20 protein-coding genes are annotated in these 18,014 nt (G+C 62.0%); 12 read left to right on the top strand and 8 right to left on the bottom strand.

The features are described 5' to 3' along the window. The first annotated feature begins 2 nt into the window (after window positions 1-2). Together aat and NKH41_RS24325 are read left to right on the top strand one after the other, a co-directional pair. Entirely contained in the window at window positions 3-620 is a 618-nt protein-coding gene (gene aat, locus NKH41_RS24330; protein ID WP_352766716.1) for a leucyl/phenylalanyl-tRNA--protein transferase, read from the top strand. A 276-nt stretch (window positions 621-896) separates the two neighbouring features. After that, window positions 897-1,847 carry an IS110 family transposase gene (locus tag NKH41_RS24325; RefSeq protein ID WP_352458931.1) on the top strand — a complete coding sequence of 317 codons (951 nt, stop codon included), beginning with the start codon at window positions 897-899 and terminating at the stop codon, window positions 1,845-1,847. 25 nt (window positions 1,848-1,872) lie between these two features. On the opposite strand, the gene NKH41_RS24320 is transcribed toward NKH41_RS24325, so the two are convergent. From NKH41_RS24320 to NKH41_RS24310, 3 genes are all read right to left on the bottom strand, one after another. After that, window positions 1,873-2,241, bottom strand: coding sequence for a hypothetical protein (locus NKH41_RS24320; RefSeq protein WP_023674820.1), 369 nt, complete (start codon window positions 2,239-2,241; stop codon window positions 1,873-1,875). An 88-nt stretch (window positions 2,242-2,329) separates the two neighbouring features. Next, complete coding sequence (locus tag NKH41_RS24315; protein WP_023674819.1) at window positions 2,330-2,812, bottom strand: DUF2155 domain-containing protein; 483 nt, start codon at window positions 2,810-2,812, stop codon at window positions 2,330-2,332. A 157-nt stretch (window positions 2,813-2,969) separates the two neighbouring features. Continuing rightward, window positions 2,970-3,368 (bottom strand): NADH:ubiquinone oxidoreductase subunit NDUFA12, encoded by a 399-nt coding sequence (locus tag NKH41_RS24310; RefSeq protein WP_023674818.1) that lies wholly within the window; start codon window positions 3,366-3,368, stop codon window positions 2,970-2,972. A gap of 242 nt (window positions 3,369-3,610) precedes the next feature. Here NKH41_RS24310 and NKH41_RS24305 point away from each other — a divergent pair, with 242 nt between their 5' ends. The 5 genes from NKH41_RS24305 (at window position 3,611) to NKH41_RS24285 (ending at window position 8,625) form a co-directional block, all read left to right on the top strand. Beyond that, the gene (locus tag NKH41_RS24305; protein ID WP_352934340.1) at window positions 3,611-4,771 is read left to right on the top strand and encodes a helix-turn-helix transcriptional regulator; all 1,161 of its coding nucleotides are present in this window, start codon (window positions 3,611-3,613) and stop codon (window positions 4,769-4,771) included. A 207-nt stretch (window positions 4,772-4,978) separates the two neighbouring features. Then, window positions 4,979-6,379, top strand: coding sequence for an ArnT family glycosyltransferase (locus NKH41_RS24300; protein ID WP_352835973.1), 1,401 nt, complete (start codon window positions 4,979-4,981; stop codon window positions 6,377-6,379). Window positions 6,380-6,473: 94 nt separating this feature from the next. Next, window positions 6,474-6,773 carry a hypothetical protein gene (locus tag NKH41_RS24295; RefSeq protein ID WP_352472757.1) on the top strand — a complete coding sequence of 100 codons (300 nt, stop codon included), beginning with the start codon at window positions 6,474-6,476 and terminating at the stop codon, window positions 6,771-6,773. 147 nt (window positions 6,774-6,920) lie between these two features. Next, complete coding sequence (locus tag NKH41_RS24290; protein ID WP_352766726.1) at window positions 6,921-8,132, top strand: hypothetical protein; 1,212 nt, start codon at window positions 6,921-6,923, stop codon at window positions 8,130-8,132. A gap of 151 nt (window positions 8,133-8,283) precedes the next feature. Further along, window positions 8,284-8,625 carry a hypothetical protein gene (locus tag NKH41_RS24285; RefSeq protein ID WP_352501642.1) on the top strand — a complete coding sequence of 114 codons (342 nt, stop codon included), beginning with the start codon at window positions 8,284-8,286 and terminating at the stop codon, window positions 8,623-8,625. 16 nt (window positions 8,626-8,641) lie between these two features. On the opposite strand, the gene NKH41_RS24280 is transcribed toward NKH41_RS24285, so the two are convergent. The 4 genes from NKH41_RS24280 to NKH41_RS24265 form a co-directional block, all read right to left on the bottom strand. Then, the gene (locus NKH41_RS24280; protein ID WP_352934337.1) at window positions 8,642-9,130 is read right to left on the bottom strand and encodes a GNAT family N-acetyltransferase; all 489 of its coding nucleotides are present in this window, start codon (window positions 9,128-9,130) and stop codon (window positions 8,642-8,644) included. A 1-nt stretch (window position 9,131) separates the two neighbouring features. Then, window positions 9,132-10,631, bottom strand: a complete 1,500-nt coding sequence (gatB, locus tag NKH41_RS24275; protein ID WP_352934334.1) for an Asp-tRNA(Asn)/Glu-tRNA(Gln) amidotransferase subunit GatB — start codon at window positions 10,629-10,631, stop codon at window positions 9,132-9,134. 190 nt (window positions 10,632-10,821) lie between these two features. Beyond that, window positions 10,822-11,253, bottom strand: a complete 432-nt coding sequence (locus NKH41_RS24270) for a CBS domain-containing protein (protein ID WP_023674810.1) — start codon at window positions 11,251-11,253, stop codon at window positions 10,822-10,824. Between the two features lie 100 nt (window positions 11,254-11,353). Next, window positions 11,354-12,121 (bottom strand): rhomboid family intramembrane serine protease, encoded by a 768-nt coding sequence (locus tag NKH41_RS24265; protein WP_352614202.1) that lies wholly within the window; start codon window positions 12,119-12,121, stop codon window positions 11,354-11,356. A 392-nt stretch (window positions 12,122-12,513) separates the two neighbouring features. Between NKH41_RS24265 and NKH41_RS24260 the strand changes: the two genes are divergently transcribed. The 3 genes from NKH41_RS24260 to NKH41_RS24250 all read left to right on the top strand — a co-directional run bounded on the left by NKH41_RS24260 (window position 12,514) and on the right by NKH41_RS24250 (window position 14,748). Beyond that, the gene (locus NKH41_RS24260; RefSeq protein WP_023674809.1) at window positions 12,514-13,152 is read left to right on the top strand and encodes a PAS domain-containing protein; all 639 of its coding nucleotides are present in this window, start codon (window positions 12,514-12,516) and stop codon (window positions 13,150-13,152) included. Between the two features lie 117 nt (window positions 13,153-13,269). Then, window positions 13,270-13,887 (top strand): PilZ domain-containing protein, encoded by a 618-nt coding sequence (locus tag NKH41_RS24255; RefSeq protein WP_352458466.1) that lies wholly within the window; start codon window positions 13,270-13,272, stop codon window positions 13,885-13,887. A 261-nt stretch (window positions 13,888-14,148) separates the two neighbouring features. Further along, window positions 14,149-14,748 carry a transglutaminase-like cysteine peptidase gene (locus tag NKH41_RS24250; protein WP_352836918.1) on the top strand — a complete coding sequence of 200 codons (600 nt, stop codon included), beginning with the start codon at window positions 14,149-14,151 and terminating at the stop codon, window positions 14,746-14,748. Window positions 14,749-15,049: 301 nt separating this feature from the next. Here the strand turns inward: NKH41_RS24250 and NKH41_RS24245 are convergent, their stop codons facing one another. Continuing rightward, window positions 15,050-15,946 (bottom strand): LysR family transcriptional regulator, encoded by an 897-nt coding sequence (locus tag NKH41_RS24245; RefSeq protein WP_352934330.1) that lies wholly within the window; start codon window positions 15,944-15,946, stop codon window positions 15,050-15,052. 96 nt (window positions 15,947-16,042) lie between these two features. Between NKH41_RS24245 and NKH41_RS24240 the strand changes: the two genes are divergently transcribed. Further along, window positions 16,043-17,230, top strand: a complete 1,188-nt coding sequence (locus tag NKH41_RS24240) for an MFS transporter (protein ID WP_352934327.1) — start codon at window positions 16,043-16,045, stop codon at window positions 17,228-17,230. 30 nt (window positions 17,231-17,260) lie between these two features. Next, window positions 17,261-18,007 (top strand): SDR family oxidoreductase, encoded by a 747-nt coding sequence (locus NKH41_RS24235; RefSeq protein ID WP_352934324.1) that lies wholly within the window; start codon window positions 17,261-17,263, stop codon window positions 18,005-18,007. The last annotated feature ends 7 nt before the right edge of the window (window positions 18,008-18,014 follow it).

The raw sequence follows: 18,014 nt of genomic DNA, 5'->3' as shown, positions 1-18,014 counted from the left end.
CGATGACCCGTCCCTACGCACCCGGTTATCGCATCCCGACCGACCTTTTGCTCAAAGCCTATGCCTCCGGCGTCTTCCCGATGGCCGAAAGCGCCAATGACCCCGAAGTATTCTGGGTGCGGCCGGAGACGCGCGGCATCATTCCGCTCGACGGGTTCCACATACCGAAAAGCCTGAGAAAGACGATCCGCAAGAACCTGTTCGAGTTCCGCATCGATTTCGATTTTGAGGCGACGATCGAGGCCTGCGCTGAAAGGCGCGAGGAACGTCGGTCGACGTGGATCAACGCGCCGATCCGCGAAGCCTATATCGAGCTGCATCGGATGGGCCATTGCCATTCGGTCGAGGCCTGGCACAACGACCGATTGGTCGGGGGGCTCTACGGCGTATCGCTCGGCCGCGTGTTCTTCGGCGAGAGCATGTTCGCCAGGGAGACCGACGCGTCAAAGGCCTGCCTGGTTCACCTCGTCGAACGCCTGAGGGCGCGTGGCTTTGCACTGCTCGATACGCAGTTCACCACCGAGCATCTCAAACGCTTCGGTGCAATCGACGTGCCGCGCGGCAAGTACGAGAAGATGCTGGCCGAGGCGCTGAAGGGCGAGGCTGTGTTTTTTCCATAACCTGGAATGGCTCATCGTTTCACAGAAACGCAATTCGGGACGGAAAGCCGTTCACACTTCCTGGAATTGCTTGTCTTATGACTTTCGCTGCCGAATGGGTCAGAAAGGAACGCTGAGAGAGGGTAGCCGCCCTCCCTCAGCGGCGAGGGTCGGATCGGTGGAATTGCTGACCGTTTGACGGGTCGAGCTAGAGTCGGATCGCCCTCGTCTTTCCCTTGAGGCCTGAACGGATACCCGGAGTTCGGCTCCGAATGACAAGCACAGGACAAGTGAAAGATGACCAACGATACCATCGGGATCGACATATCGAAAGACCATCTCGACGCCCACAGGCTGAGCGACGGCGCGAGCCGGCGTTTTGCCAACGACAGCCGCGGCCACAAGGCGTTCATGAGCTGGTTGAGCCCGAGCCGGTTGGACCCGCCCGGCGTACGCATCGTCTATGAGCCGACAGGTCCATATCACCGGGCCTTTGAGCGGAAGCTGGCGGCGGCTGGCCTTGCGCTGGTCAAGGTCAACCCACGCCAAGCCCGGCGCTTCGCCGAGGCCACCGGCAGGATCGCCAAGACCGACCGGCTGGACGCCGCCATGCTGGCGCGCATGGGCGCTCTTCTCGATCTCGAAGCACGACCGGTGCGCAGCCCGATCCTCAATGACCTCAAGGACCTGCACATGGCGCGCGAGGCGCTGGTGAAGAACCGGACGGCGGCGAGGAACAGGGCCAAGGCGCTAACCCTTCCCATCCTCAAGCGCCACAATGCCCAGCAGCTCAGGCAGATCGAACGTCAAATGGCTGCTGTCGAAAAGGAGATCACGGCGCTCATCCAGTCCGATCCCGATCTCTCCCGTCGCTTCGCTATCCTCGTCTCGATCCCGGGCGTCTCGGCAATCACCGCCTTCGCGCTTCTCATCGAAATGCCCGAACTCGGTACGCTCGGTCAGGGTCAGGCTGCTTCCCTCGCAGGCCTCGCTCCCGTCGCACGACAGTCCGGCAACTGGATCGGCCGCGCCTTCATCCGCGGCGGGCGAGCCAATGTCCGACAGGCACTCTACATGCCCGCCCTCGTCGCCATGCGCTTCAATCCCGATCTAAAGGCAAAATACCACCAGCTCACGGCCGACGGCAAAGCCTCAAAACTCGCCATCACAGCCATCATGCGAAAGCTCATCATCCTCGCAAACGCACTACTCAGGGACAATCGGACCTGGACACCATCTCTCCCTTGACCAACACGGATACTCTTGCGGCCGGTCAGCCTTTTGCTGCCGTCACCAGCGGCGTCTGTGCGTGGAACATCATCTTCCAGCCATTGACGCGGTGGACATAGCCGGTGCTGACCAGCGCCGCATAGGCTTCGCCATCTTGCCGCGTCGCACGCGCCTCGTAGGTCAGCATGACGATGTCGCTGCCCGGCTCGATGATGCCCTTGAGGTCGATGTCGAGATCGCGCCAGCGGTTCGGGTCCGTGACAGTTGCGGCCAGATCGGTATTGCTCATCACCCGCGCCATCTGCGGGAAGGCCACCAGGCAGTCGGTATCGGCATTGGCCTTGAAATAGTCGGCACCGCCGCTCCAGAATCCCCTTTCGATGTCGAGAAGTTCGTTCTTGTTGGCCATCATCATGGCAACCTCCTCCGTAGAGAGGCACCAACGCTCGGGCAACGCGGCGGTTCCGCAGGGCGCGGTATCCGCCGCGCACTGACAGGTTCTAGTTGGTTTTGGGGGCGGCGGGTGCCGGCACATCGGACTTCTGCTTGCAGCCCTTCAGCCAGATATCATAGACGGCATGCTCGACGGCGTTGATCCCGGGGCTTTCGGCAAACATCCAGCCGGTGAAGATACGGCGTATTTTCCGGTCGAGCGTGATCTCGTCGACCTCGACGAACGAATCCGTCTTCGGCTCTTCGTTTTCGGGCCGCGAATAGCAGATGCGCGGCGTCACCTGCAAAGCGCCGAACTGAACCGTCTCGTCGATATAAACATCGAAGGTGATGATACGGCCGGTGATCTTGTCGATGCCGGCGAATTCAGCGACTGGATTGGTGATGCGCTCGGATACTGCCGGTGCTGCAGGCGCCACCGACGCGTCCGGCGCAGGCGGCGCCAATTCCTGCGCAGTAGCAAGCGCCACCATAGAAGCGAGAACGACCGCGGTTAATCCGCCCGTCAAAATTCGGCTGAACATGCTCATGCAAGGTCCGGTGGTTTGCGCCCGGGGTGATTCTCTTAACGCCAAGGCTAGTTGCTGCTGTCGGATCAGCAAACAGCTAAACAGCAATTGTGGCGACAAAGGACCGCCCCCGTGGGGACCGCGCCCTTGGGGACCGCGCGCGTGTCGCGGCGATCGATCACGAACCAGGCGTCCAGGCGTCGTAGTCGCCCGTCACCTGCGGACGATGCTGGTTGGTCAGCACCGAGCCTTTCGGGCGATAGGCCGCGGGGCTGCCGGTGAGGTTCGGCACATGCGGCTTTTGCCAGTCGCGTGGCTTGTAGTCTTCGCTTGGCGGCGCAACGTCGACACGATGATGGATCCAGCCATGCCAGCCGGGCGGAATCGCCGAGGCTTCCGAATAGTCGCGGTAGATAACCCAGCGACGGGTGCGGCCTTCCGAATCGACGCCGCCCTCATAGTAGACGTTGCCGACCTCGTCCTGCCCGACCTTCTTGCCGTGCCGCCAGGTGTGGAAGCGCGTTCCCAATGTCTGGCTGTTCCACCAGGTGAAAAACTGCAGAAGGAAAGTTTTCATCCAAATCCTCGTGGCAAGTCCTCGCGGCGGCTGCGGCGCCTGTTCCTGCTTATGGCGTCACGGCATTGCGAAGGCAAGGGTCTTGCCGCAACCAGCGAGCAAATGGCTGACGGGAAAGCGAAACGATCATGTTATTTTCGCGGCCGTCCGAAGCAGATGAAATAGGTTGTTGGCAACCTTACGTAGCGTTATTCTAGCAGTTGATGCTTCGTTGCCTCAAGGACGGCAAATGAGAGGGGCTCATGTCATCGCTGGCGGGCACGGCCGGTCGCGCATTGCCGCAGGTCGTTGAGGCGATCTACGATTCGATTGCCGACGTCGACCGCTGGCAGGCGACACTCGAGGCCATCTGCAATCTGGCGGAAGGCCAGCTTGCCATGCTCGCCGTCATCGACATGATCAGCAGCTCCGCGCGATTTTCGGTGTCCTGCGGCGATCCCGCAGTTCTTGAGCCGTTGAAGCATGACTACGGCTCGCAAGTGCCGTTCTATGCGGCGGTTCCCAAGATGGAGATCGACGTGCCGTTCACCGTCGATTCGATCTACGCTTTGCAAGGCCCGGATACGCGACAGAGATGGCTCGAAAGCCGCATCGTGCGCGAATGGGTGCAACCCAACCGCCTGGACGATTTCTTCTGGGTGGCGTTGATGAAGCGGCCGACCCGGATCGGCACGTTGATGGTGGTGACCGACAAGGACAGGCGCCAGATTTCCCGCGAGGATCTCGAGCTTGTCAGCCTGCTGGCACCGCATGTGCGGCGCGCGGTGACCATCGGCGACCTGTTCGAAGCCGAGCGGCGCAAGGCCGAAATCTTCCGTTCCATCATCGAAAGCCTCGACCATCCGGTGCTGATCGTGGCCGAAGACATGACCATCATCTTCGCCAACCCGTCAGCCGAAGCGCTGCTCGCCGAAAACATCTCGGTCGCTTGCGTGCGCGGACAGCTTTCCTTCACCTATGCCAACGCCAACGCCGCGATCGGCCGTGCCGTCCAGCTCGGCACGCGCGACGAATTCGCGCTCGGGCCTTGTGGCATCAACATTCCCCTGGCCAGGACGGTCGTTCCGGCAGTGGCCCATGTCATGCCGCTGGCGCGGCGTGAAATCTCGGCGCGCATCTCGCAACGCGCCGCCGCAGCGATCTTCATCGCCGCGGCCGGTTCGACACCGACCCCGGCGCTGGACGCCATTGCGGCGCTGTTCGGACTGACCGCGGCAGAAAGGCGAGTCGCCGGTCACGTTGCCGCCGGCCTGACGCGAAAGGAAATCGCCGCGGCCGGCGGCGTCTCGGCCGGCACCGTCAAGTCGCAGCTGGCGACGATCTTCGACAAGACCGGTACCGGCGATCAGCGCGAGCTCGAACTGTTGATGCGCGAATTGTCACCGCCGTTGCGCTCCAGTTGATTTGCGCAGTTTCCTCGAACCGGCGGTGGTCCAAATGACTCGGCAGGTAAGTTTTTCAAACCTTTGACACCATCGTCCGCAAAATCTGGGAAACGAAACCGGCATCGTTGCAATTCGGCCAAAATCATGGTGCGGTCGTTCGCGGTCCAGAAACGCGGCACTATGCTCGGCTGGAATGAAAATGGTTTCTGGCGCGGATCTCGATCTTTGACACCGACATCTACCGAGCGGCTGCTCCCCTACCTCTTTCTGCTTGGGCTGATCGTAATCGCGGTCGCTTTCCGGCCACTGCTGCCCGTCGACGAAACTCGATATCTCAGCGTCACCTGGGAAATGTATCTGAGCGGACAGATCTTCGTCCCGACGATGAATTTCGCGCCCTATCTGCAGAAGCCGCCACTGCTGTTTTGGCTGATCGACCTTGTCTGGAACATTTTCGGCGCCAGCCGGCCGGCGGCGATGCTGGTCATCTTCGCCGCCTCCTCGCTCGTCATCTGGCTGACGACGGCGTTGGCAAAGACCCTGTTTCCGGGCCGCGACGACATCGCTCGGCGCATCCCCTGGCTGGTTGCCGGAAGCAGCGTGTTCGTCATCTATTCGACGCTGATCCTGTTCGACCTGTTGCTGACGGTCTTTGTGCTCGCCGCGCTGTTGTCGTTGATTGCCTTTGCCCGCAGCGGCAACCGCTGGCAGGCCGTTCTGGCCGGGCTGTTCATCGGCATGGGCGTGCTGACGAAAGGCCCAGTGGTGCTGATCCATATCGGCGCGCCCATCCTGTTCTACCCGTTCTGGCGCGACCGGCGGGCGGGACTGACGACACCGAACTTCCTCGCTGGAGTGGGCCTGGCCCTGCTCGCCGCACTAATTCCGGTGGCGATCTGGCTGGTGCCGGCGACCATCCTGACAAAAGGCAATTTCGTTTATGATCTCGTCTGGAACCAGTCGGCGGGGCGCGTCACCGGCAATTTGCGCAATTCGCATGGCCGGCCGTTCTATTTCTATCTGCTGCTGCTGCCCGTCATGTTCATACCGTGGATCTTCATACCCGAGGTGTGGCGGTTGAAGCTGCGCACGCGGATACGCAACCTGATCGACGCGAAGTCGCCGGATCTGCGCGCCTTGCGCCTGCTGTCATTCTCGTTCGTTGCCGTGTTTCTGGTGTTCAGCGCGATATCCGGCAAGCAGCCTCATTATGTCGTGCCGATGTTGCCGTTCGTGGTCATCCTGTTCGGCTATTTCATGGCGGAGATCCCGCTCGCCAGGCTGAAGAGCTCGGCCATCGTCATGCTTGTCATTTTCGGCATTGGCCACGCGGTGGCATCGGCAACCGCGTTCAAACGCTATGATCTGACGCCGCTCGCCAACTTCATCTACGAGCGAAAGGATGCGGACTGGGCCGTGGCTTTCGACTATCAGGGCGAAGTCGGCTTCCTGGCCCGGTTGCAAAAGCCGTTCGAAAGCACCGACAAACCGGAAGAATGGCTTGGCTCGCATCCCAGCGGCTATGTCATCGACAAGGTTTCCAAGGATCCCGGCACTGCAGGGCAAATCGCGTTCCGGCTTCGCGTCGAACGCGGCTATCTCGTCGTGCTGAAGGGACAGCATTGACGATCGTCACCGGTATGCGAGTTCGTCCCCCGCGCGGGAGATGAAGGCGTTGCTGCTTCGTGGTTCCATCGCTCGATAGAACCGGGAGGTATTCATGCGCAAGCTCATCTCGACTACCCTTTTTGCCGTATCGCTCGCTGTGGCCGGCCTTGCCGCCGATCCGGCATGGAGCTTCAAATGTCAGTCCGGAACGATTGGGCAAGGCAGTTGCTCCTGCTCCGGGACCGCCGACTGCACCGATATGCGGCATTCCAAAATGTGCAAGGGCGACCTGAACTGCGGTTCGGGTAAATGCTCCTGCACGGCCGCATTGGTAGTCGACCCCGGCCCGAAAACCCCCAAGCCCAAAGTCGTCGCGCCGATGGCGACAACCAAAGGCGTCGTGAAGCAGTAGATATCCAATCCGAAAGGACGGCGGCTCGACGTCGCTGAGCCGGCCCGATGTTTCGCGGTTCGTCCCCCATGCGGGCGATGAACCGCTGTCGAAGAAATGGTGTTGTCTAGCCGGAGGGTGGTTTCCAACCGAAAGAGCGAGGATACCATGTTGAAAACCTGCACGATGCTGTTCTTCTGCCTGATGGCGGCCGCCGCGGCCGCCCAGCCGCCGCCGTCGGGGCCGCCAGTTCCCAGTGCGGCACTTGCCCCATGCAACGCCACACAATCGAACAGGCCCTGCAAAGCCGAACTCGGCGTGTTCCTGATCACCAACACCGTCCGCAACTTGGCGCAAGCCAAGGTCGACGCCACCAACGCACAGCTGGCCGCCCAGGGACGATCATCACGCGCATCGATCGAATCGCTGAAGCAATGGCGGCCGTCGCGCTTTGCGACGCAGATGCTGAACCAGCCGAACAGCTGGTTTGTCAAAGTTCCTTACATCCTGACCATCAAAGTCTCGATCCCGGTGACCTCCGACCGCCACATCGGCATTCCCATAGACGTCAACGTCTTCTGCAGCGGCTGGCAGACCGATTCCAGCCAGGTCATCATCCGCTCGCAACCCGGCCCGGCGAGCTTCGAGGGCGGCAACATCCTCGAAGACGTTTTCAACGTCGGCAACTACATCGACGCTCAGGTTCGCAGCTCGTTTTCGGCACCTCTGCCGGTGACGACGCCTGTTCCAAATTCGAAATGCTCGGCAATAGACGGCTCCGACGCCGGCACGCAGGCCACCGGCGATGATCTCATCTTCTGGACGGTGCCGCGGCGCAACCTGGTGGTGACGGACGCCATAGCCAAGCCGACGGTTGAAGTGACCTTCGACAGCCTCACACGCCTGCCAGCCCGCGACTTCCACAACAATGTCGTCTATGCGGAATCCGAGGCCATAAACCTCAACGTCTATGCCAATGAGGATGGCCGTCAGAAGGCGCTGACGATGCGCGAAGGCGACGTGGCTGCGCTGAACGTTCCCGCAGTACGGCTGGACGCGCGAAAATACGATTCGCTGGTCGTCATCGGCAATGTCGACCAGCCGCCGAACGACCCCAGAGACAGCGCCTTCGCAGTAGCGGTCAAGACTGCGGGATTCGGTGCCGGTTCCAAGATCATGCAGATCCCGAAGTGGTATTCGAGGCCGCCGGACCAGTTCAATCCCAAGCCTACATGGATCAGAGTTCCCGGCTATGAGCTGCACTATACGGTACGCTATCTCAACAGCGGCGGGCTGGCCGTCGATGGTGGAACCAGTACGGTCCGGCCTCCAAAAGTCGCCGTTCCGATAAAGACGCTCATCAAGCCGAAAACGCCCTGACGCGGCCGCTCGCGGATGACGGCGGCGGTTCAGACCGCTACCGCCTTCCCCCGCGCGGCAGATGCGCCAGCACCGGCATCATGGCCTGATCTTGCCGGAACAAACGCGCCGCTGCGCCACGAGCGAGCGGCGCCATCGATGGAGACAAACGATGCAGCACCTTCCCCTCACCATGCCCGCCGTCCGGATCATTGCGGCAATCTCGCTGCTTGCCTTCCCGAACTTCCTGCCGCCGGTCACGAGCCCGGCGAACGCGCTGCCGGTCAGCCAATCCTGCCGGATCACCACCTACTACAAGACTGCGGCAAAGGCGACGGAGGTTGGCGTGCGCTCGACGTGCCAGGGCGTCAAAAAATGGGGCGTCACCTCGAAATATTACGAGGTGGAAAAAATCGAAGCCGCCACGCCCCCGCACACGTCGGGCGGCGGCGGCAGCCTGCCGTGCGAGTTTCTCGCTGCCGGCTGCTCCAACCTGCCTGAGAAACGCAACTGAGCGCCAGGCAAACGAGCTAGCCGATCGCCTTCTCCAAAACCAGCGCCGGCAATCCCGAGGCGCCGCCGCAATCGGCCGTGTTGCCGGCGGGCAAGAACCCCCTCGAGCGGTAGAAGGCGACAGCCGGAGCATTTGCTTCCTCGACCTCGACACGCAGCGTCCGGGCCTCCGGAAAGCTGGCCTCGATCTCGTCCAGCAGCGCCTGGCCGATGCCTTGCCTCTGCCAGGCCGGATGCACGTAAAGCTGGTTCAGCATGACGATCCTGGCATCCGTGGTAGCGGCGGCGAAAGCCATGCCGCCGATGTTTTTGCCGTCGTCGGCGACCAGGAACTCCGAGTTCGGCCGCGTCAGCCGTGCCTTGAGCGCGGCGATAGAATGCCATTCATCGGTGATTTCGGTGACCCGCGCCCCGCCGTAAATGGCATCATAGGTGGCATGCCATGTCTCGACCAGCAATGCGCGCACCGCCGCAAGATCGCGCTCGCCGGCGGTGCGGACGAACATCCTACTCGATCCCGAGCCTGGCCTTGACCAGCTCGTTGACCGCCTGCGGGTTGGCCTTGCCGCCGGTCGCCTTCATCACCTGGCCGACGAACCAGCCGGCCATGGTCGGCTTGGCGCGCGCCTGTTCGACCTTGTCCGGGTTGGCCGCGATCACCTCGTCCACCGCCTTTTCGATGGCGCCGGTATCGGTGACCTGCTTCATGCCGCGGCTTTCGACCAGCTGATACGGATCGCCGCCCTCGTTCCAGACGATCTCGAACAGATCCTTGGCGATCTTGCCGGAGATGGTGCCTTCCTTGATCAGGTCGATGACCGCGCCAAGCTGGTCGGGCGAAACAGGAGCATTTTCAATACCCTTGCCGGCCTTGTTCAACGCACCCAGCAGATCGTTGATGACCCAGTTGGCGGCAAGCTTGCCATCGCGACCAGCGGCCACCTTCTCGAAATAGTCGGCGACCGCCTTTTCCGATACCAGAATCGAGGCGTCGTAGGTCGACAGGCCGAGCGAGGTGATCAGCCGCGCCTTTTTCGCGTCGGGAAGTTCCGGCAGGTCCTTTGCCAACTCGTCGATATAGGCCTGGTCGAATTCCAGCGGCAGAAGGTCGGGATCGGGGAAATAGCGGTAGTCGTGCGCTTCTTCCTTGGAACGCATCGAGCGCGTTTCGCCCTTGTTGGGGTCGAACAGCCGCGTTTCCTGGTCGATCTTGCCGCCGTCCTCCAGGATGGCGATCTGGCGGCGCGCCTCGTAGTCGATGGCCTGGCCGATGAAACGGATGGAGTTGACGTTCTTGATCTCGCAGCGCGTACCGAATTCGCCGCCGGGCCGGCGCACCGAGACGTTGACGTCGGCGCGCAGCGAGCCTTCGTCCATATTGCCGTCGCACGTGCCGAGGTAGCGCACGATGGTGCGCAGCTTGGTGACATAGGCCTTGGCTTCATCGGCGGAGCGCATATCCGGCTTGGAGACGATCTCCATCAGCGCCACGCCGGAGCGGTTGAGATCGACATAGGACATCGTCGCATGCTGGTCGTGCATCGACTTGCCGGCGTCCTGCTCCAGGTGCAGGCGCTCGATGCCGACCTCGATGTCCTCGAATTCGCCCTGCCGGTCCGGGCCGACCGAGACGATCACCTTCCCCTCGCCGACGATCGGCTGCTTGAACTGCGAGATCTGGTAGCCCTGCGGCAGGTCGGGATAGAAATAGTTTTTCCTGTCGAAGACCGATTTGTAGTTGATCTCGGCCTTCAGGCCCAGCCCGGTGCGGATCGCCTGCTTGACGCATTCCTCGTTGATGACCGGCAGCATGCCGGGCATCGCCGCGTCGACCAGGCTGACATTGGCGTTGGGCGCCGCGCCGAAAATGGTCGAGGCGCCGGAAAACAGCTTTGCCTGCGAGGTCACCTGCGCGTGGACCTCGAGGCCGATGATGATCTCCCAGTCGCCGGTGGCGCCGGGAACCAGGCGCTTGGCGTCGGGCGTGCGGGTGTCGATAATGCTCATAAGGGCCTGCATACTGAAATTGCGGATATGCGAGAACGCATATTTTGCTGTGCAACTTCGCTAGTGCAAACCGCCAAAAGAGACAAGCGCAAAGCCGCAGGCCACCGACGCGGCACAGGCCCGCACCTGCCGCGATGAACTGCGATAGCAGCTTGAAAAATCGACCTGCCGGCAACCCGGCCGCCGTCACCTATGCCGTGGCGATATAGGCCCTGATCTCCTCGGCCTCGCGCTCGACATCCTCGATGCGCCGCTTGACCACGTCGCCGATCGACACGATGCCGTCGAGCAGCCCGTTCTTTTCCACCGGCAGATGGCGGAAGCGGCCCTTGGTCATGATCTCCATGACCTCGTTGACGGTGTGGTTCTCATTGCAGATCTTCACCTTGGGCGTCATCGCCGAGCGGACGGCAAGGTCGAGCGCCGCCGCCCCCTCTTTGGCGAGAACCCGCACCACATCGCGCTCGGAAAGAATGCCGACGATCTTGTGATCGCCGTTGGTGATGACCAGCGCGCCGATCCTGTGTTCGGAAAGCATGCGGATGGCTTCGCTGAGCTTTTCGTTCGGCCCGAGCGTCACCACGTCGTGGCCTTTTGCCTCGAGAATTGCCTTAACAGTCATGGCGTCCTCCTCTGCATTTCCTGCCGGCTCATGCCCTGGCCGGCTTGCCCTGGGATGAACATGGTGCGCCGCGAACGGTTGCATTTCAAGTGCGGCCGTCTCAGGTCTCCGGCTCGTCCGCCTGCCGGGGCACCTGCTCTCGCCGATCAAAAAACCGCAGGCCGAAAAAGCCGGCAAGAAAGCCGCCAATATGGGCTTCCCAGGCGATCTGGCCGTCAATGCCAGGCGCCAGGCCGAAGAGGCCGGTCGCGAGGTTGATCACCATCCACATGGCGAGAAAGGTGACGACGCCGCGCGAGCGCAGCACCGCGGCCATCGGCAAAGGCTGGCCGGCGAAGGCGGCCTTGCCCGACGATCGGTCGATGCGGAAGCCGTAGCGTGCCGCCGCGCCCATCATGCCGGAAATCGCGCCGGAGGCGCCGACCAGCGGCGCCTCGCCAAGCGGGTGCATGGCCCAGAACAGCGCCACCGCCGCCAGTCCAGTCGCGGCGAAGAACAGGCTGAAGCGCAGCGCGCCGAAGCGGTTGGCCAACGGTGAGCCGAAGGCCGCGAGCCACACCATGTTGATGGCAAGATGGGCAAAGCCGCCATGCAGGAAGGCATAGGTAAAGGGGCTCGAAAACGCGAAGAAATCCAGATCGAAGCGGCCCGAATAGCGGATGGGGACAAAGGCAGCCCGGACAAGCAGTTCGAAATCCTGGTCGTCGGTCAGCCAATAGACCCGGATCAGATGGACCGCGACGCAGATGCCGATCACCGCCAGCACCACGGGCGGCAGGTTGAACACCGGTTCGCGGCGCTCCGGTTCGCGGGCGACAGGCCCGCTCTCGCCCTGCTCGATCTCCGGTGGGCTTTCTGGGTCGCTCATATGGCTTGCACTCAGTCGCTGGATTGGACTTGGCGAGCATGTAGATCACGGCCAACCGAATCACAAACGGCGAATCAGCAGCCCCGAATCAAAAAAGAAGCCGTCCAAGGTTTCCCTTGAACGGCTGGTCGAGCCCCCTTGCTCCCCCTGAACTCTTGACTGAAGTGCTGCCGATCGTCGCAAAACGACCGCTTCTGGAGTGGTTTTGGTGTGCCACAGGCCTGGCCGGCGCGCAACGTAAACCAGTTGTTAACCTTAACCGCCCCGACCCGTGAACAAGTATTAACGATGCTGGCACGCATCCTGCTCCGCAACGCATGTAGGTCTTCGGAGGGCGCCCTTCTGTTCACCGATGGGACATCAGAAGACAGAATGCGCGGAGCAGCATTAGCATGAACCAGACCGGATCGATCACGCTGTTCCATTATTGGAACCGGTTGCGTGACGGACGCCCTGCCCCGAAGCGCTCGGAAGTCGAACCCGCCGACATCAAGTCGCTGCTGGCCGACACGTTCATCCTGGAAAAGGACACGCGCGGCGAAGCGGTGTTCCGGCTGGCCGGCACCAGGCTCTGCGCGGTCTATGGCCGCGAACTCAAGGGGTTTTCATTCCCTTCGCTGTGGCGCGAGAAGGACCAGCGGCTGATCTCGAAGCTGACCGATGGCGTCTTCGACCTGAAATCGGTGGTGCTCATCACCTACGAGGGTTTCAGCCGCAGCGGCCGTTCCAACAGGTTCGAGCTGCTCGCGCTGCCGCTCGACGGCGGTGTCGAGAGCCCGCGTTGCCTCGGTGTTATAAGTGCCGTCGAAAAGCCCTTCTGGCTGGGCGCCGACCCGGTTCTCGACGCGCTGATCGATTCGATCCGCGTCGTCGATCCCGACAAGGAGCCGATGTTCCCGGGGAACCGGCCGGCGATAGAGGTTCCCTCGCTCGCCCCGTCGGAATTCGACCCGCCCGAGACGATTTCGGCGCTCGGCCAGGCCCGCCGCATCCGTCACCTGGTCGTCTTCGACGGCGGACGCGAGGAATGATGCCTAAAGCTTAAAGCAATGGCGCCGGGCTTTCCCCTTTGTTAACCTGCTTTGTTGTAGTTTTCCGCTGAAATTCCCCGCATCCATGCGCGGAATGCCGAACGGGGTATGGCAGTGATGAGGTCAGCGGCGGTCGACCATGCGCCGTCCCAAGCTGAAAGGCGTAACTTTCAGCGCGTCCGCGTGAAAATTTACGGACGCTTCATGCTGGAAGACCGCACCGAACATCCCTGCCAGGTGGTCGACATGTCGCCCGGCAACGTTGCGCTGCGCACCGAGCGCGCCGGCCTGGCTGGCGAAAAGGTCATTGCCTATATCGATCACATCGGCCGCATTGAAGGCGTCATCACCCGCACTTTGCAGGATGGCTTTGCGATGACCGTCATCGCGTCGGAGCGCAAGAGGGACAAGCTCGCCGCGCAACTGACCTGGCTTGCCAACAAGCACGAGCTCGACCTGCCGGAAGACCGCCGCCATGAACGCGTGGCGCCGCGCAACCCGACGAGCGTGCTGCAGCTTGCCGACGGGCGCCAGTACCAGTGCCGCATCATCGACCTGTCGCTGTCTGGCGCGGCGATCGAGATCGACGTCAAGCCGGCCATCGGCGTCCAGGTGACGCTGGGCACCATGCGCGGCCAGATAGTGCGGCATTTCGAAGATGGCGTCGCCATCGAGTTCGCCGTCATCCAGCGGCCGGAAACGCTCGATACCGAATTCAGCTCATCGCGCGGCTGACGCGGAAGCGTTAGCACTATCGGGAAGAGAGGCTGGCGATCCTTCGCGCCCCCTCTGTCCCGCCATCCCAGTTGTTCGAACGGTGCGACGAAGCATGGGAACATGCCCGGCTGGAATCCTTAAACAATTCTATATTCAATTGCGTCAAATTTTATGTTTATTCTATTGGCGTTTTACTTAATGTCTACTTCGCGCTTTTGCGTCAAATAAATCCAGCCGTGTCATTGTCTCCTCAAACGGGGAGACTGAATAATGAACAGGATGAGGGGCAAGCTGTTGCTGGCGGCAATAGCGATGCAGCTTTTCGGTTGGGGGACTGTAAACGCGGCGGAGCCGGCCTTCATGCACACCGGCGGCCGCACCACGCAGCCGGTCGGACACTACGAAATGTGCCAGCAGCTTCCGCAGGAATGCAATCAGAGGACGCCTGGCCGGGCGCCCGTCGAGCTGACCCGCAAGCTGTGGGCGACGATCGTCAAGATCAATAATTCGGTCAACAGCAGGGTCGCGCCGCGCACCGACATGGAAATGTGGGGCAAGGAGGAAGTCTGGTCTTTTCCCAATAGCGGCTTCGGCGACTGCGAGGACTATGCGCTGGAAAAGCGCCGCGAGCTGATGAGCATCGGCGTGCCGGCCGGCGATCTGCTGATGACGGTGGTGCGCCAGCGCAATGGCGACGGCCATGCGGTGCTGACCGTGCGCACCAGCCTTGGCGAGTTCATCCTCGACAATCTCCAGCCCAAGGTGCTGTCCTGGACCAATACCGGCTACACCTACCTGAAGCGCCAGTCCGAGCGGAATTCCGGCGCCTGGGTGACGATCAACGACGGCCGCTCCGACGCGGTCGCCAGCGTCCGCTGAGGACGCCAAGGCATGTCGCCCAAAAGCGCGTAGCGGTTTTGGGATAACGACATGCATAAAGCAGAGGTTAAGTGCGTCGCATGACTTCGCGCTTTAGGAGAAACCCGGTCGAGTCCCCACCCTCCCCGTCCCCAACGACCGGGTTTAAGGAGCCGGCCCCGTCCCCGGGCCGGCTCCACCATTTTTGGCGGAACGCATCTCGATAAAGTTATCTCGGCTTTGCCTCCAACTGCGCTTCGTCATCCAAGCTGTCTCACGATCGTTTGTGGGATACGAGCTGCCGTTTGCCGTCGAAACGCTGTTACTTGCCCCTGATACGGAACGCGTAGACAAAGGCGGAAAACGCCGGAGAGGGATGGCGCCGGCTTGGATAGTACAGGTGGTAACCCTGGAACGTCGGGCACCATTTGGTGAGGACTTCCTGGAGAAGGCCACTCTCAATATGTGGAAGGACGAGTTCACGCGGTAGATAGGCCAAGCCCACTCCGTCAAGCGCAGCCTGGATCGCCGGCCCCATGTTGTTAAGCGTCAGTTGCCCCTCGACCCGAGCACTGAACTCGCGCGCTCCTTCCCGCAATTCCCAGGCATAGACCGATCCTGACGTCGGCAGCCGGTAGTTGATGCAGTTATGGTCGGTCAGTTCCTGCGGCGTCTCCGGCGGTGTCCGGTGGGCGAAGTAATGGGGTGAGCCGACCACAGTGTAGGTCACGTCGGCTCCGATGCGCACGGCTACCATATCCCGGGCAATGGACTCGCCCAGACGCACGCCGGCATCGAACTGGCGCTCGACGATGTTGGTGAAGGCGTTGTCGACCACCAACTCGACATTGATATCGGGGAAGTCGCTCAGGAACTTTGGCAGCCGGGCGCGGAAGACAATGTCGACCGAATCATCGGTACACACCAGGCGAATGTTGCCGGACGGCCTGTCGCGAAGGACGCCGAGAGCGCTGACCTCAGCCGCGATGCCTTCGAAATGCGGTTCGATGCCTTCCTTGAGGCGTTGACCGGCCGCCGTCGGGGCCACGTCGCGCGTGGTGCGAGACAGAAGACGGACGCCAAGCCGCGACTCCAGCGACTTGATGGTGTGGCTAAGGGCCGAAGGAGTGACCCCGAGCTTGGCGGCTGCTCGGGTGAAGCTCCGCGTCCGGGTGATCTCCAGGAACGCGCGCATTTCGGCGAACTCGTCGCGTGGCATTGATGAGCCTCATTCACAACCACATCAAAATTATACCCGCTAGTCGCATTTGGCCAGCCCGACTACTTAGTTCGGGAACGGACAGGAGACTGCCTTATGACCATCGATTTCGTGCTGGACGAGGCCACTGCTGCTGACAGCGGGACGACCCCATGGTCTGCGGTGGTCTGCCTGTCGCTGCTGACCTTCCTTCTGGTCGGACTGGAGTTCCTCCCGGTGAGCCTGCTCACCCCGATCGCTCAGGATCTGGCCGTCTCCGAGGGTCAGGCAGGCCAGGCAATCGCGGTATCCGGATTCTTCGCCGTGGTTACCAGCCTCTTCGGCAACTCGCTGTTGCGAAACGTCGATCGACGGACGGTGGTTCTGGTCTATACGGCAGTGCTGGCCGCATCGAGCCTGGCGGTGGCGCTTGCTCCCAACTTCCTGGTCCTCCTGGCCGGGCGGGCGCTGGTCGGCACCGCGATCGGCGGTTTCTGGTCACTGTCGACGGCCATTCTGGCCCGCCTGGCCGCGGGACCCGACCTGCCCAAGGCCATTGCCTTGCTCCAGGGTGGCACTGCCTTCGCATTGGTGATCGCCGCGCCCGTCGGCAGCTTCCTCGGATCGCTGATCGGATGGCGGGCAACCTTTTTCGTCACTGTCCCCATCGGCCTTGCGGCGCTCGTGTGGCAGTTGGCCGTTCTCCCGAAGATGCCGCCGATAGAGATCGCCTCGGTGTCGAGCATGTTCGGCCTGCTGCGGAATCGCAGATTCGCCATCGGCATGGGCGCGACCGGGCTCGCTTTCATCGGGCAGAACGCGCTCTCGATCTATCTGCGGCCGTTTCTGGAAAACGTGACGGGCCTTGAGGTCAACACCCTCTCACTGGCTCTATTGGGCGTCGGCCTCGGTGGCGTGGCGGGACTGTCGATTGTCGGCTTCGTACTCCGGCGGCACCTCACAGCCGTGCTGATCGGGCTGCCGAGTGCACTCGCGGTCTTCGCTCTACTGCTGATTGCCTTTGGACCGTTTGCACGCGCCACGGCCGGCCTGCTGGTTCTTTGGGGACTGTTCGCGACCCCGATCCCGGTGGCGTGGAACACCTGGATGACCACGCTCATCCCTGAAGACCTGGAGGCCGGGGGCGGACTCCAGGTTGCCCTGATCCAGTTCGCGATCGCAGGCGGCGCTATTGCAGGAGGCCTGCTGTTCGACGTGGCCGGCTGGTGGAGCGCCTTCCTTCTCGCCGCCGTCCTGCTCACGGGATCGGCCTTGCTCGCCGCCTCGGCCGGCCCCCGCACCTGAACTCTTTCAATTCTTGTCTAGGAGAATCTCATGTCCGGAGGAATCGAGAACAAGGTCGTCGTCATCACCGGTGCCAGCAGTGGCCTCGGTGAAGCGACGGCACGCCATCTTGCCGCACGAGGCGCTTCCGTGGTCCTGGGTGCACGGCGGTCACACCGCATCGGCGCCCTTGTCCAGGAACTGACCGCCGCTGGGCACAAAGCCAAGGCCGTTACTGCGGACGTCACCCACGCCGGCCAGGTCCAGAACCTGGTGAACACGGCGGTCCGGGAATTCGGCCGCATCGACGTGATGCTCAACAATGCGGGCCTCATGCCGTTGGCCCCGCTCGAACGGCTCAAGGTCGACGAATGGGACCGGATGATCGACGTCAACATCAAGGGCGTCCTTTACGGCATCGCGGCCGCGCTTCCGTACATGAAGGAGCAGCGATCGGGGCACATTATCAATGTCTCGTCCGTATACGGCCATGTGGTCGACCCGGGTGCGGCGGTCTATTGCGCCACCAAGTTCGCGGTGCGTGCGCTATCCGAGGGTCTGCGGAAAGAGGTGAAACCCTACAATATCCGCACCACGGTGATCTCGCCGGGCGCTGTCAGCACAGAGTTGCTCGAGCATATCAGCGAGAAGGATATCCAGCAGGGGACCAGGGACTTCGTGAGCAAGATCGCCGTGGGGCCAGATACGTTTGCCCGAACGGTCGCCTTCGCGATCAACGAGCCCGACGACGTCGATATCAACGAGATCTTGTTCCGGCCGACCGCCCAGCCGGTTTGACTTGGAA

It is taken from the genome of Mesorhizobium sp. M1169 (genome assembly GCF_040318345.1).
Classification (GTDB): Bacteria; Pseudomonadota; Alphaproteobacteria; order Rhizobiales; family Rhizobiaceae; genus Mesorhizobium.
The sequence above is the reverse complement of the archived record's forward strand: the minus strand, read 5'-3'. Positions and strand labels throughout refer to the sequence as shown.

What these genes read in the sequence shown, in the direction of transcription:
- aat (WP_352766716.1), top strand. Translation starts at nt 3, where the DNA reads ATGACCCGTCCCTACGCACCCGGTTATCGCATCCCGACCGACCTTTTG.
- NKH41_RS24325 (WP_352458931.1), top strand. Translation starts at nt 897, where the DNA reads ATGACCAACGATACCATCGGGATCGACATATCGAAAGACCATCTCGAC.
- NKH41_RS24320 (WP_023674820.1), bottom strand. Translation starts at nt 2,241, where the DNA reads ATGATGGCCAACAAGAACGAACTTCTCGACATCGAAAGGGGATTCTGG.
- NKH41_RS24315 (WP_023674819.1), bottom strand. Translation starts at nt 2,812, where the DNA reads ATGAGCATGTTCAGCCGAATTTTGACGGGCGGATTAACCGCGGTCGTT.
- NKH41_RS24310 (WP_023674818.1), bottom strand. Translation starts at nt 3,368, where the DNA reads ATGAAAACTTTCCTTCTGCAGTTTTTCACCTGGTGGAACAGCCAGACA.
- NKH41_RS24305 (WP_352934340.1), top strand. Translation starts at nt 3,611, where the DNA reads ATGTCATCGCTGGCGGGCACGGCCGGTCGCGCATTGCCGCAGGTCGTT.
- NKH41_RS24295 (WP_352472757.1), top strand. Translation starts at nt 6,474, where the DNA reads ATGCGCAAGCTCATCTCGACTACCCTTTTTGCCGTATCGCTCGCTGTG.
- NKH41_RS24290 (WP_352766726.1), top strand. Translation starts at nt 6,921, where the DNA reads ATGTTGAAAACCTGCACGATGCTGTTCTTCTGCCTGATGGCGGCCGCC.
- NKH41_RS24285 (WP_352501642.1), top strand. Translation starts at nt 8,284, where the DNA reads ATGCAGCACCTTCCCCTCACCATGCCCGCCGTCCGGATCATTGCGGCA.
- NKH41_RS24280 (WP_352934337.1), bottom strand. Translation starts at nt 9,130, where the DNA reads ATGTTCGTCCGCACCGCCGGCGAGCGCGATCTTGCGGCGGTGCGCGCA.
- gatB (WP_352934334.1), bottom strand. Translation starts at nt 10,631, where the DNA reads ATGAGCATTATCGACACCCGCACGCCCGACGCCAAGCGCCTGGTTCCC.
- NKH41_RS24270 (WP_023674810.1), bottom strand. Translation starts at nt 11,253, where the DNA reads ATGACTGTTAAGGCAATTCTCGAGGCAAAAGGCCACGACGTGGTGACG.
- NKH41_RS24265 (WP_352614202.1), bottom strand. Translation starts at nt 12,121, where the DNA reads ATGAGCGACCCAGAAAGCCCACCGGAGATCGAGCAGGGCGAGAGCGGG.
- NKH41_RS24260 (WP_023674809.1), top strand. Translation starts at nt 12,514, where the DNA reads ATGAACCAGACCGGATCGATCACGCTGTTCCATTATTGGAACCGGTTG.
- NKH41_RS24255 (WP_352458466.1), top strand. Translation starts at nt 13,270, where the DNA reads ATGAGGTCAGCGGCGGTCGACCATGCGCCGTCCCAAGCTGAAAGGCGT.
- NKH41_RS24250 (WP_352836918.1), top strand. Translation starts at nt 14,149, where the DNA reads ATGAGGGGCAAGCTGTTGCTGGCGGCAATAGCGATGCAGCTTTTCGGT.
- NKH41_RS24245 (WP_352934330.1), bottom strand. Translation starts at nt 15,946, where the DNA reads ATGCCACGCGACGAGTTCGCCGAAATGCGCGCGTTCCTGGAGATCACC.
- NKH41_RS24240 (WP_352934327.1), top strand. Translation starts at nt 16,043, where the DNA reads ATGACCATCGATTTCGTGCTGGACGAGGCCACTGCTGCTGACAGCGGG.
- NKH41_RS24235 (WP_352934324.1), top strand. Translation starts at nt 17,261, where the DNA reads ATGTCCGGAGGAATCGAGAACAAGGTCGTCGTCATCACCGGTGCCAGC.